We start from the raw sequence: 13,543 nt of genomic DNA, 5'->3' as shown, positions 1-13,543 counted from the left end.
TAAAAGTTTAATCCAGCTGGAAAGGATATACAGAACCTAGGTTTAAAATCTGAGTAAGCTCATCTAAAGCAGTACGCGACTCAGTCAGTAAGCTTGGATCGGCCAGATCGTCTTCTTCCAGAGTCTCACGGTAGTGCTTATCAACCCAAGTATTAAGCTCTGCAAATAACTCATCTGTCATCAATACATTCTGGTTCATGGCAGAGATTTCAGACTCATTAAGCACAACTCGTTGGCGTAAACACGCAGGACCGCCGCCGTTTTGCATCGATTGTTTAACGTCGAAGATTTTCACTTCTTTAATTGGTGTCTCTTGCTCAACTAACCAGTCGAGATATTCTTTAACCGCAGGAATCGTTTCACATTCGCCTGGTGCGATAATCGCCATGTCACCATTATCTTTAGTGATAAGCTGGCTGTTAAATAGGTAGGACTTAACCGCGTCTTCAACCGATACATCGTTAGCACCCACTTCAACCACGTGAAACTCTTCGCCGTCAAAAGCTTGCTCAAGATCGGTATAAACCTGCATTTGGTTTAAGAAAGCTTTTTGGTGAGCGAATAATACGTTGCCGTTACCTACCGCGATGACGTCGTTATGGAACACGCCTTTATCAATGACATGAGGGTTCTGCTGTGCAAAAACCGTGTTGTCCATATCGAGCTTGTGCAAGCGTGAAATCGCTTGGGAAGCTTCAAAGCTTTGACGGGCAGGGTATTTGTGTGGCGCAGGTTTAGTGTTATCGAAGGCATGCTTACCGTAGACGAAAAAGTGTAAGCCTTTCTTGCCATAACCTTTCTCGGCGTTGATGTCGACAAAACGGGTGTGGTTAGCCGCTCCTTCGTCACCAAAATGATCGCCCATAGGCAAAGCAGGGTGGTGGACAAAGTGATTGTCATCTTTGAACATAGCCTGCAAAATACGACCTGTTGTGGCGTGTTCAATCGAGCGGTGAAACTTGTTGGCTAGATTGGCAGGTGTGAAGTGGGCTTTACCGTCGCCAGTGTCGCTCGATGGCGCCATAGTACAGGCATTTGCAGTCCACATACTAGACGCTGAACTACAAGCTGCAAGGACCTTAGGAGCTTGTTTAGAGGCTTTGATAATAACTTGAGCATCACTACCAGTAAAACCTAGTTTACGCAATGTATGGACGTCAGGACGCTCCATAGGCGCTAACACGCCTTGCTTTAAGCCCATGTCATGCAAGGCTTTCATCTTAGCCAGACCTTGCTTGGCAGCTTCTTTAGGTTTTGCTACTAGGTTTGCGTTGGACGTTGAGGCAACGTTACCGTGCGACAAACCCGCATAATTATGCGTTGGCCCTACGAGGCCATCAAAGTTAAACTCAAAAGCCTTATTGCTCATTAAAGTTTTACCCCTGGTGTTAGGTTTTCAGGTAAAGAACATGCGTTGTTCTCGATTGATGCAACCGGATACGCACAGTAGTCTGCTGCGTAATAAGCGCTTGGCTTATGGTTGCCTGAATTACCTACCCCACCAAACGGTGCAGTGCCAGCGGCACCTGTCGTTTGGTTATTCCAATTTACGATGCCCGCGCGAATTTTCGTATAGAATTCGTCGAATTGGGCTCTGTTATCGCTTAGTAAACCTGCTGACAAACCAAAGCGAGTGTTGTTACCTTCAACAATCGCGTCTTCAAATTCATCATAACGGATCACTTGTAGTAGTGGACCAAAGTATTCTTCGTCTTCTAGCTCTACGCCAGTGACGTCTAAGATAGCTGGGTTTACAAAACCAGTACCTTTTTCAAGGTGCTCCATCTTAACGAGTGCTTTCGCGCCTTTCGCCAATAACTTATCTTGGGCGGCTAATAAATCTAGTGCGGCTTTTTCTGAAACCACAGGCCCCATGAATGGTTGGTTATCGTCGTTATAGTGGCTTACGCGGATATTGGCTGTCGCTTCAGTCAGCTTTTCTAGGAAGATATCGCCTTCGCTAGTTTTAGGGATGAACAAGCGACGTGCACACGTACAACGCTGCCCCGCTGAGATAAATGCTGATTGGATCGTATGGTAAACGGCACCGTTTACATCGTTAATCTCGCCTACGATTAATGGGTTGTTGCCGCCCATTTCTAGCGCTAAGACTTTGCCTGGCTCGCCGCCAAGCTGTCTGTGTAAAATCTTACCAACAGTCTCACTACCGGTGAACAGAATTCCGTCGACTTGAGGGTGGTTGGCTAAGGCGATACCTGTTTCAACTTCACCTTGTACAAGGTTGATGACGCCTTCTGGCAAGCCGGCAGCTTCCCACAAGCGAATGGTGAGCTCAGCTACGGCTGGAGTCAACTCGCTTGGTTTAAAGACGATAGTGTTACCTGCAATTAGTGCTGGAACGATGTGACCGTTCGGCAAGTGCGCAGGGAAGTTATAAGGACCAAATACGGCTAAAACACCGTGTGGCTTATGGCGCACAGCGGTTTGGCCTGAGGCTGTTTCAGTTTCTTTGACGCCGGTACGCTCATGGTAAGCTTTAATAGAAATATCAATTTTGCCCGCCATTGCGCCTGCTTCGGTTAAGGTTTCCCAGAAAGGTTTACCCGTTTCTTGTGAAATTAACTCGGCAATTTTTTCTTTATTGTCTCTAACCAGTTGCTCAAACTTCTTGATGATGGCAATACGGTCATCAAGACTGTACTGGCTCCATTCCCAGCCTGCTTTTTGTGCGGCCATAATAGCGTCGTTGACTTGATCGGCAGTCGCGCTAGTCGACTCCCAAACAGTGCTACCATCAGCAGGGTTTATGGATTTGAAAGACTCGCCTTCACCAGCAAGCCATTGATTATTAATGAATAAGTTCTTATGCAACATATAATAAACCTGAATTTATTGAGTTTTTTTCGAGCGTAGCGATCTGCGTTTATCAAATAGCTCTACGGCTCTAACTGTATCACCAGCGCTTAAACCAAGCGCGTCAATTGAGGACTGTGGGATCATTAACTGCTCACCCTCGAGGCGACTTTGCGCCACGGTGCATCGATAGTCCCTTAATTTACGGTTGCTAATCATAATTGGCAAGGTATTGCCGCTGAGTTCACCAGCAACCAGCTCAACAATGTGACTATGAGCTACAGTTCTGATGGCATTTCTCTGAACTTCAACCGTTGGGCCGCCATCAAAGATGTCGACGTAGTTCTGATGGGTAAAGCCTTCTTTCTTTAAAAGTGAAAGCGCTGGAGCTGTATCTGGGTGAACACGGCCGATGACGGCTCGTGCTTCTTCTGGCAGCATATCCACATAAATAGGGTACTTTGGCATTAATTCTGAGATAAAGGTTGTGCTTCCTAAGCCTCGAACCGCATCAGCTTTAGCGAAGTCCATTTTAAAGAAGCGCTTACCTAAGGCTTCCCAAAACGGCGAGTAGCCATTGTCATCTGAATAACCGCGCATTTCAGCAATGACCTTGTCTGAAAAACGTTCAGGGTGATCTGCTAAGAATAGAAAACGCGATTTGGAGAGTAAGTGACCATTGTGGCCACCGCGATGACCTTCTGCTAAGAATAGTGTGGCGATCTCGGTAGCGCCGGTGTAATCATTGCCTAAGGTAAGGATTTTGTGGTGATTATAGACACCAAGCTCAGGACTAACGCTAACTTGTGTACCCAGTTTGTAGCTAAAGAAGGCGTCGTCTAATCCTACCGCCGATACTAGGGCGCTCGTGCCGATAACTTTTCTTTCTTCAAGGTCTTCTAGCACAAAGAAATAATAATCTGAGCCAGGCTGCTTAACGTCTTGCGCAAGCGCCTTCCGCGAGTTTTCGATCTTTTTAGAAATCGTCTCGGGATTATTCGGTAGAGTCGTTAACCCTGTGCCAGCGCTGGCGGCTAACTCTAAAATGTCTTCTAAATCAGTGCTTTGTGCTGGGCGAATTACCATAACAGTGCGGCCTAAATCCTTATATTAGTACAATATCGTTTAGTATTTGAAAATAGAGAGTGCGGATGATAGACGAAAAGTTCACCCGAGTAAAAGAGCTATTTTGAAGGAAAAGGCAGGATTTTTCCAGCAAAGGCTGGAATTTTGACTTTAAAAAAGGGATCATGTCCGCCTTAACTTTGATGAATATGCAAAGCTGAAATTGTCAGCTTAGACAAATAAAGGGGTTTTTATGTCCGACAACTATACTAGAGCGACCTTCGATGAGGTCATGGTTCCAAACTATAATCCTTCAGAAATTCTACCGGAGCGTGGAGAAGGTTCGCGAGTATGGGATCAGAACGGCAATGAATACGTAGATTTTGCTGGCGGTATCGCGGTAAGCATCCTTGGTCATAACCACCCAGGAATGGTTAAAGCGCTTAAAGACCAAGCTGACAAAATCTGGCACTTGAGTAACGTATTTACTAACAAGCCAGCGTTAAAGCTTGCTGACGAACTGACGAAAGCAACGTTCGCAGACAAAGTATTCTTCGCTAACTCTGGTGGTGAAGCGAATGAAGCGGCATTTAAGCTTGCTCGTCGTTATGCCCACGATAACTTTGGTGCAGAAAAAAGCGAAATCATATCTTTCACTAAGTCTTTCCACGGTCGTACATTGTTCACCGTTTGTGTCGGTGGTCAGCCAAAATACACAGAAGGTTTCGAGCCACTTCCGGGCGGTATATTGCACACAGAATACAACAACATTGAATCGTTCAAAGCACTAATTTCGGACAAAACCTGTGCCGTTGTTATGGAGCCGATTCAAGGTGAAGGCGGTATCATCCCAGCCGACCCAGAGTTCGTCAAAGTAGTTCGTGAGCTGTGTGACAAGCACAACGCATTGCTAGTGTTCGATGAAGTTCAAACGGGCTTTGGTCGTACTGGCGACTTATATGCTTACATGAGCATGGGCGTTACTCCAGACATCTTAACGACAGCTAAATCAATGGGCGGTGGTTTCCCAATCGGCGCTATGTTGACGACGACTAAGATTGCAGCGAGCCTAGTTCCAGGTACTCACGGTAGTACTTACGGTGGTAACCCATTAGGTTGTGCGGTATCGCTAGCGGTTCTAGAAGCGATTAACACGCCTGAAATGATGACTCAGGTTAAAGAGCAAAGCGCTAAGATTAAAAGTGGGCTTGAAGCGATCGGTGAGAAATACGGCGTATTCTCAGAAGTTCGTGGTAAAGGCATGTTGTTAGGCGCGGTACTATCTGACGAGTGGAAAGGAAAAGCACGTAAATTCCTAGAAGCTGGTTGGGCGAACGGTGTAATGTGCCTAGTAGCTGGCGCAGACGTTGTACGCTTTGCACCTGCAGCCACAATTACTGACGCTGATATCGAAGAAGGCCTAGCGCGCTTCGAAAAAGGTATTGCAGAGTTGGTTGGCTAACTCTTGTAATCCAAAGTGATCTGAAAAAGGCTCCTTAGTGGAGCCTTTTTTTGATCTAAGTCAAATAGAGTTGAGCCTGTGATAAAGGTTATCCAGATATTGATCTGGGTCAATATTGATGTGTTGGAAGGTCATTATTCTTATACCAATTATTCAATCAATAGTAAGGTAATGACAATGATTCAATGGTCTAAAAAGTTCACAGTACTAGCAGTTGGCTCGGTTCTTTCACTTGGCGCTATGGAAGCAATAGCGCACAAAGAAGGAGACTTCATTTTAAGGGTTGGTGCAGCCCACGTTAGCCCAAACGATAATAGTTCGAATGTCTTGGGTACTGATGATGGTGTTACTGTCGACTCTGCTACAGGTTTGGGTTTTAGTGGTACCTGGATGCTAAGCGATCGTTGGGGCTTAGAGGTTCTCGCTGCGCTACCATTTGAGCATGATATTAAAGGCACAGGCAGCCTATCAGGTTTGCCTATTGGTTCTACTAAACATCTGCCACCAACAGTTTCATTCCAGTATTACCCTGAGATTGAAGGCGATGTTTTCAACCCATATTTCGGACTAGGGGTAAATTACACCTTGTTTATGGACGAAACTGCATCCCCTGAATTAAAAACAGCGCTAGGTTCTAGCGATGTTAAATTATCACTGGATAACTCAGTAGGGTTAGCTGGCCAGATTGGTGCTGATTGGAAAGTTGGTGATGATTGGTTTATTAACGCTGGTCTTTGGTATGTGGATATTGATACTGAGGCTGATGTGATCGTTGACGGTGCCACAGCTACTACAGTTAATGTAGACATTGATCCTTGGGTAGCGATGTTAGGGTTTGCTTGGCGTTTTTAACGTATTACTGTTTGTTCATTTTCTTTGCTTGTCCAAAGAAAACGAATCAAAAGAAAAGACACCCCAATATTGAGGTCATGCAAGCATGACTTCCTGAATTACCCTAGAAATACTTAACGCATCAGAGTTTACAGCACTTCCATGTGCTGGAAACTCTTAGCAAAATCGTCCTGATTTTGCTTGCTATATTTTTTGGGTAGTTCAGCTCAATATTATGGGTAACTGGTGCTATGAATTTAGTTTTGTCATCCCGCGGCACCATAGGCACTTCCTTCGGTCGTTTAACCGCGGGATCCAGTGTACTCAATCTAGATTTTTGTATTAGGGTGATGTAGTGATATATCTTCAATACAATTATTAATTGAATCACAGTTCACTGTGATTGCATCAAAGTCATATGTAGTTAAATCAATACCTTGTTGCCTTAAACTTTGTACCTTCAACTCAGAAATCACATTAGAGGCTATCCATACAGGATGCTACCTTGTCAGTATTACAGGCTCCAACTCATTGTAGCCATTTTTGGTTGTTATAAGAATGACCACAATATTCTATTCGCTTTTCAAAACTTCCTGCACTTTCGGCCAGACGTTGTCTAACAGAATCGGTTGTGCTTTTTCGTTGGGGTGAATACCGTCATCTTGCATCAGTTCGTCTTTGCCACCGACGTTTTCTAAAAAGAAGGGCACAAGAGCAACTTCATTGCTGTCAGCGATTTTCTGGTAGTTGTTAAAAAAAGCATCAGCGTAACGTTGGCCATAGTTCGGGAAAATGCGCAGTCCAAGCAATAAAACCTCTGCGCCTGATTGTTTGGACATCTTGACCAGTTTATCAAGGTTGTTTTTAATGCTTTTGGGTGGAATGCCACGAATACCATCGTTACCACCAAGCTCAATAATCACCACATCTGGCTGATGCACTTCGAGCAATTTAGGCAATCGCTGTAAACCTTGAGTCGTCGTATCGCCACTGATGCTGCTATTAATGACTTTGTAATTGATGTTTTCTTCACTCAGCTTTTTGTCTAATAAAGCTACCCATGTTTTATCAGGGCTAAAGTTATAGCCGGAACTTAAGCTATCGCCTAAGACAAGTATTTTACCTTGTTCAGTCGTCTCTGCCTGGGCTGGAAGCGCCAGCATCAAAGTCAGGGCTGTAACAACTGGAAACAAATATTGGGCAAAAAGTTTTTTAAACATGGTAAGTTTGCTATTAATTATAAAATTCATTATCTCAAGGTTTATTGATCACTATGCTACGAACTAAAGAATTAACGAAAACTGTTAACTCACAAGGTCAAGGTTTGACCATTCTATCTGACGTTAGTTTAACCGTAAATGAACAAGATACTGTAGCGATTGTTGGAGTTTCGGGTTCAGGCAAGTCAACATTGTTGTCGTTGCTGGCGGGTTTGGACCTGCCAACTAGTGGCGAAGTTCACTTAGCAGAAGAGCCTTTGCACCAGTTGGATGAAGATCAGCGCGCCGCCGTTCGCTCACAACACGTAGGCTTTGTGTTTCAATCGTTTCACTTGCTACCAGGCTTAAGTGCTTTAGAAAACGTCATGCTTCCGATTGAGCTTAAAGAGCAAAAGCGAGCAAAAGAACGCGCCACAGAGTTATTAGAGAAAGTAGGTTTAAAGGAACGTTTGCAGCATTATCCGAACCAGTTGTCGGGTGGTGAGCAGCAGCGAGTCGCCATCGCAAGGGCTTTTGCCAGCGAGCCGAAAATCCTCTTTGCCGATGAGCCAACGGGTAACCTTGATAGTGAGAACGGCGATAAAATTAGTGATTTATTGTTCGATTTGAATAAGCAGTTGGGCACAACCTTAGTGTTAGTAACGCACGATAACCGTCTTGCCGAGCGCTGCCAGCGTATTGTGCGCCTAGAGGGCGGTAAAGTGGTGGCTGATGAAGCCTCCAAGGCGGTCTTAGACAAAACTGCGGAGCTGTAATTATGTTGCGAATGGCGTTTAGAACGTTCCGCCGCGACTGGAATGCTGGCGAAGTTAAGGTTTTGTTATTTGCCTTGACCATTGCCGTGATGGCGATGGTAGCTATTGGCTCGATTACCGATCGTGTGCATCGAGCCATGGGCGAGCAAAGCAGCGAGTTTTTAGGCGCGGACTATACTTTTGAATCACCACGACCGGTTGAGCCAGAGTGGATTGAGCGAGGCTTAAGCGATGGATTGGATATCACGCGTTCACAGTCTTTCGCTACTGTGTTGTCGAGCGGTAATAACTTTCAACTGGTTAGCGTCAGGGCATTAGGTGGTAAATTCCCTTTAAAAGGTACTATCGAAATAGCCGAGAAACCTTTTACTCAAGGTGTGGTGCAACAAGCGCAACCGAAGGCTGGAACTATCTGGTTAGAACCAAGAATTTTAGGCGTTTTAGGGGTTGAAGTTGGCGATAAGATTGATTTCGGCTCGATTCAACTGACCGTTGATGGTGTTATTGTAGCAGCGCCAGGGCAAGCCAGCGAAGTGTTCAATATTGCGCCCAAAGTTCTAATCAATCTTGAAGACGTTAAGAAAGCGAACATTGTTCAAGAAGGCAGTCGCCTCAGTCATACACTCTTTATTGCAGGTGAGCCCGCCGTTCGTGAGCCCTATATACAATGGTTAAAAGAACAAAAGAACTCGACTCAAAGGATCACCGGCGGAAAAGAAGGCACGCCTGCTCTTAAGGCGGCGCTTGCACGTGCAGAAACGTTCTTGCGTTTGGCAAGTTTAATTTCAGTAGTGCTGGCGGGTGTCGCAATTGCGGTGGCGGCTGGTCGCTACAGCCAGCGTCATTTCGACTACTCGGCGATTTATCGTTGTTTAGGCATGCAAATTCGGCAGGTTCACAAACTTTATCTATGGCAACTATTGATGATTGGCCTGATAGGTTCTGGGCTAGGTCTAGCATTAGGGCTTGGTCTTCAGTCGTTGATCATTAATCAATTCTCTGACGTGTTGCCACAACCCATGGTAGGGATTGGTTTAGCGCCAGTGATTACAGGCGCCTTAAGCGGCCTAGTTGTTTTGTTGGGTTTTGCTCTACCGGCGTTTTTACAAATTGCTAAAGTGCCGCCGTTACGGGTATTGCGTAAAGAGTTACTCCCTCGCGCCATGTCGAGTTGGGTTATTTATCTACTATCAATCGGTGTCATGGCGCTGTTGATGTGGTGGCAAAGTAATTCGCTATTGCTAGTGGGTATTTTATTAGCTGTGGCGGTGGTGACCTATTTGTTAATCCGCTTAATCGCTTGGTTTATTTTCAAAATTGGCGTGTGGCTCGGAAAGCGTGGTTCATTGGCTGTGCGCTTTGGCGTCGGCCAACTAAAACAGTATCCAGCTTTTACTATCAGCCAGATCAGCGCTTTTGGCTTGGCTTTTATCATCATGCTATCCACGGTGCTATTGCGCAGTGAATTGCTAAGCGAGTGGCAAAGCCAGCTTCCAGAAAATGCACCAAACCACTTTTTAATTAATGTCCAAGAACAAGAAGTCGAGCCTTTAGAGAGCCTACTCAAAGAAAACAATGTCAGCACTGAGGGGATATATCCGATGGTGCGTGGGCGTGTAGTAGGCTTGAATGATATGACGCTAGAAGAAGCGCTAGATGAAAATCAGCAGCGCACTGGAGCGGTTAGGCGAGAGCTGAATTTAACCTGGACTACCGAAGTTCCAGAAGCGAACGAAGTGACCAAAGGACAGTGGTGGTCTGAAGCCAGTGCTGACGATGGGCGAACTGAGATTTCTGTGGGTGAAGAACTGGCCGAACGTTTAGGTTTGGAGTTGGGCGATGTTTTAACTTTTTCCATTGGTAGATTAGAAATTGAGGGTGAGATCACTAACCTTCGTTCAATCCAGTGGGATTCTTTCCAACCCAACTTCTTTATTATTTTTGAACCAGGCACCTTGGATGAATTCCCTGCGAGCTATATCACTAGTTTTTATTTGCCGCTTGAGGATAAAAATGTTCTCAACCAGATCTTGAAAGCGATGCCGACGGTCACCATTATCGAGCTCGATGCCATTATGGCGCAGGTTCAGTCAATCCTGAATCAAGTCACCATGGCGGTCGAGTTTATTATGCTCTTTGTGTTGTTGGCCGGAGTTGCTGTGCTGTACGCGGTATTACAGGTGAGCCGCGAAGAGCGTTTATTGTCAGCCACACTATTGAAAGCATTGGGTGCGAGGAAGAAATTTATTCGAGCGAGTATTCTGGCGGAGCTAGCGTTGCTGGGACTATTCTCTGGGGTGCTAGGTGTTATTGGCGGTGAAATCCTAGTCAATATACTGTATTCACAAGCCTTTAATATCGAACTTGTGCTACACCCTTGGTACTGGCTAGTTGTTCCTTTAATTAGCGTCAGCTTTATCGGAGTCGTTGGTTGGTTGGGGTTAAAACATCTCTTGAATCAGCCAGCCCATCAAGTTTTAAGAGAATTATAAAAAGTACTCTTTAGCCCGCTCAAAACCTAATGAGCGGGTTCATAAAAGATGGTCTAAAGTAAAATAAAGGTAGACATTGACCGTCTTTGATTGTTATTAATAAAAAAGGATAGACAGGTCAGCCCCTTTGCAGTTGCCCTGTTTTTTGCATATTTAATACTGGGTTATCTTAGTTTTTGATGGCTAGTTATTAACTTGGTTTGTGTAACTTACTGATTTTAAGTAGAAAATTCTATTATGGGAAAATCCTTAGTGATAGTGGAGTCGCCAGCGAAGGCGAAAACCATTAATAAATATCTTGGTAATGATTTCGTGGTTAAGTCCAGTGTTGGCCATATCCGTGACTTGCCGACTGGCGGAAAAAAGAAACCGGTTGATGCAAAAGAGCGTGCCCGAAAAGCTGCCGAGACACGAAAGCTATCGCCCGAAGAAAAGATTAAGCACAAGGCTCGTAAAGAGAAAAAAGCCTTGTTCGATCGCATGGGGATTAACCCAGAAGCAGGTTGGGATGCAACTTATGAAGTGCTTCCAGGCAAGGAGAAAGTACTAAACGAATTAAAAAAGTTAGCTAAAGATGCTGACGAAATTTATCTCGCAACGGATTTGGATAGAGAAGGAGAGGCCATCGCTTGGCATCTTCGTGAGTCCTTAGGTGGTGATGATAGTCGCTTTAAACGCGTTATCTTTAACGAAATTACTAAAAAAGCGATTCAAGAAGCTTTTAAAAAGCCGGGCAATTTGGATATGAACTATGTCCACGCCCAACAGGCGCGTCGATTCCTAGATCGCGTGGTTGGATTTATGGTGTCGCCCTTATTATGGCGCAAAATTTCTCGTGGTTTATCCGCGGGGCGTGTGCAGTCTGTTGCGGTTAGATTGCTGGTCGAGCGCGAACGTGAGATTCGTGCCTTTATCCCTGAAGAATACTGGGATGTGCATGCCGATACGCTAACGCAAAGCAATGAAGACTTGCGTTTGATGGTCAGTAAACATCAGGGTAAAACTTTTAAGCCGACTAACGAAGCGGACACAAACGCAGCTTTAGCTGAGCTTAAAAAACACAAATACAGCGTATCCTCGCGAGAAGATAAGCCACAAAAAAGTAAAGCACCAAAGCCTTTTATTACCTCGACACTGCAACAAGCAGCGAGCACGCGCTTAGGGTATGGCGTCAAGAAAACCATGATGATGGCGCAACGTTTGTACGAAGCGGGTTACATTACCTATATGCGTACCGACTCTATGAACTTAAGTGCCGACGCCGTTTCTGCCTGTCGTGATCACATCAAAGACAGCTATGGTGCAAAGTACCTTCCTAAAGATCCGAATGTTTATTCGAGCAAGGAAGGCGCACAAGAGGCGCACGAAGCTATCCGTCCATCGGATGTTAATGTTCGTGTGACACAACTAAAGAACATGGAAAAAGACGCTGAGCGTCTATATGAATTAATTTGGCGCCAGTTCGTGGCCTGCCAAATGATGCCAGCTGAGTTCGATGTGACCAGTTTAAAAATTGCCGCTGGTGATTACGAGCTTAGAGCTCGTGGTCGTGTTATGAGATTTGATGGTTGGACGAAAGTACAGCCAATGCAAAGCCGTAGTAAAGAAGATCAAGAGTTACCAAACGTCAAAGAAGGCGAAGAGCTTAAGTTGCAAAAGCTCGATCCAAAACAACACTTCACCAAACCGCCTGCGCGCTTCTCAGAAGCTGCCTTGGTTAAAGAGTTGGAAAAACGTGGTATTGGACGACCTTCGACTTATGCGTCGATTATTTCAACGATTCAAGATCGCGGCTATGTTCGCCTAGAAAATAAGCGTTTCTATGCTCAAAAGATGGGTGAGATCGTTACCGACCGCTTAGTCGAGAGCTTTGACGACCTATTGGACTATTCTTTTACTGCAACCATGGAGAAGCATCTCGATGAGATTGCAAAAGGGCGTGCCGACTGGCGAATCACGCTTGATGAGTTCTATCAGGAGTTCTCAGAGCAGTTAGCGAAAGCGGATCAGTCGCAAGACGAAGGCGGCATGCGACGTAATGAAGCTGTAGAAACAGAGTTACAGTGTGAAAAGTGTGGAGAGCATAATCTCGCCATTCGAAACGCTAGCACAGGCGTATTCTTAGGTTGTACGGGCTATTCTCTACCGCCAAAAGAACGTTGTAAGCACACAGTGAACCTGATCCCAGGTGACGAATTTGTGGCTGCTGACGAAGACGAAGAAGCTCGTTATTTACACAGCCGTAAGCGTTGCCCTAAGTGTAATTCAACCATGGACGATTATTTGGTGGATGAACAAACCAAGTTGTTTATCTGTGGTAACAACCCTGATTGTGATGGTTACGAAGTCGAGAAAGGCGAGTACAAAATCAAAGGTTACGATGGTCCTGTTCTAGACTGCGATAAGTGCGGTAGTGAAATGCAGCTTAAAACAGGCCGTTTTGGTAAGTATTTCGGCTGTACTAACGAAGACTGTAAAAACACGCGCAAGCTCTTAAAGAATGGCGAACCTGCGCCACCAAAGGCCGATCCGATCCCAATGCCTGATTTGAAGTGTGACAAAGTGGACGACCACTATGTCTTGCGTGATGGCGCGGCAGGTATTTTCCTAGCAGCAAGCAAGTTCCCTAAAAACCGTGAAACTCGGGCTCCGGCGGTTGATGAGGTAAAGCTAGTCGCCGATCAACTTGATCCGAAGTATAAGTTTTTAGCCAAAGCGCCAACGGAAGATCCTGATGGTAACCGTACTTTCGTTAAATTCAGCCGTAAGACTAAAGAGCAGTATGTGGCTGGAGTTAAAGAAGACGGCAAAGCGAGTGGTTGGGCTGCTTTTTATAAGAATGGTAAGTGGCAGGAAAAAGAATAACTGGTTATATCTACTGCGCTTTCCCTCCATACTAGGGAA

The 13,543-nt window shown here is 45.2% G+C and carries 9 protein-coding genes; 5 read left to right on the top strand and 4 right to left on the bottom strand.

From position 1 onward, the window contains the following. Positions 1–7 precede the first annotated feature (7 nt). The 3 genes from astB to astA are packed head-to-tail and all read right to left on the bottom strand — an operon-like array spanning position 8 to position 3,900. Positions 8–1,369, bottom strand: a complete 1,362-nt coding sequence (gene astB / locus DL796_RS00635) for an N-succinylarginine dihydrolase (protein WP_110198987.1) — start codon at positions 1,367–1,369, stop codon at positions 8–10. Then, on the bottom strand, positions 1,369–2,835 hold the full coding sequence (astD, locus tag DL796_RS00630; protein ID WP_110198985.1) for a succinylglutamate-semialdehyde dehydrogenase: 1,467 nt from the start codon (positions 2,833–2,835) through the stop codon (positions 1,369–1,371). The genes astB and astD overlap by 1 nt, the downstream gene beginning before the upstream one ends. A gap of 15 nt (positions 2,836–2,850) precedes the next feature. Further along, positions 2,851–3,900, bottom strand: a complete 1,050-nt coding sequence (gene astA, locus DL796_RS00625) for an arginine N-succinyltransferase (protein ID WP_110198983.1) — start codon at positions 3,898–3,900, stop codon at positions 2,851–2,853. 232 nt (positions 3,901–4,132) lie between these two features. Here astA and DL796_RS00620 point away from each other — a divergent pair, with 232 nt between their 5' ends. Beyond that, the gene (locus DL796_RS00620) at positions 4,133–5,341 is read left to right on the top strand and encodes an aspartate aminotransferase family protein (RefSeq protein WP_110198981.1); all 1,209 of its coding nucleotides are present in this window, start codon (positions 4,133–4,135) and stop codon (positions 5,339–5,341) included. A 177-nt stretch (positions 5,342–5,518) separates the two neighbouring features. After that, positions 5,519–6,193, top strand: coding sequence for an OmpW/AlkL family protein (locus DL796_RS00615; protein ID WP_110198979.1), 675 nt, complete (start codon positions 5,519–5,521; stop codon positions 6,191–6,193). 551 nt (positions 6,194–6,744) lie between these two features. Here the strand turns inward: DL796_RS00615 and DL796_RS00610 are convergent. Beyond that, entirely contained in the window at positions 6,745–7,392 is a 648-nt protein-coding gene (locus DL796_RS00610) for an arylesterase (RefSeq protein ID WP_110198977.1), read from the bottom strand. Positions 7,393–7,445: 53 nt separating this feature from the next. Here DL796_RS00610 and DL796_RS00605 point away from each other — a divergent pair, with 53 nt between their 5' ends. From DL796_RS00605 to topA, 3 genes are all read left to right on the top strand, one after another. Further along, entirely contained in the window at positions 7,446–8,147 is a 702-nt protein-coding gene (locus DL796_RS00605; protein ID WP_110198975.1) for an ABC transporter ATP-binding protein, read from the top strand. Between the two features lie 11 nt (positions 8,148–8,158). Continuing rightward, positions 8,159–10,639, top strand: a complete 2,481-nt coding sequence (locus DL796_RS00600; protein WP_227592917.1) for an ABC transporter permease — start codon at positions 8,159–8,161, stop codon at positions 10,637–10,639. A 237-nt stretch (positions 10,640–10,876) separates the two neighbouring features. Beyond that, positions 10,877–13,504 carry a type I DNA topoisomerase gene (gene topA / locus DL796_RS00595; protein WP_110198971.1) on the top strand — a complete coding sequence of 876 codons (2,628 nt, stop codon included), beginning with the start codon at positions 10,877–10,879 and terminating at the stop codon, positions 13,502–13,504. The last annotated feature ends 39 nt before the right edge of the window (positions 13,505–13,543 follow it).

The organism is Kangiella spongicola (assembly GCF_003194565.2).
Lineage (GTDB): Bacteria > Pseudomonadota > Gammaproteobacteria > Enterobacterales > Kangiellaceae > Kangiella > Kangiella spongicola.
This window is presented reverse-complemented; position numbering and strand designations above follow the sequence as displayed.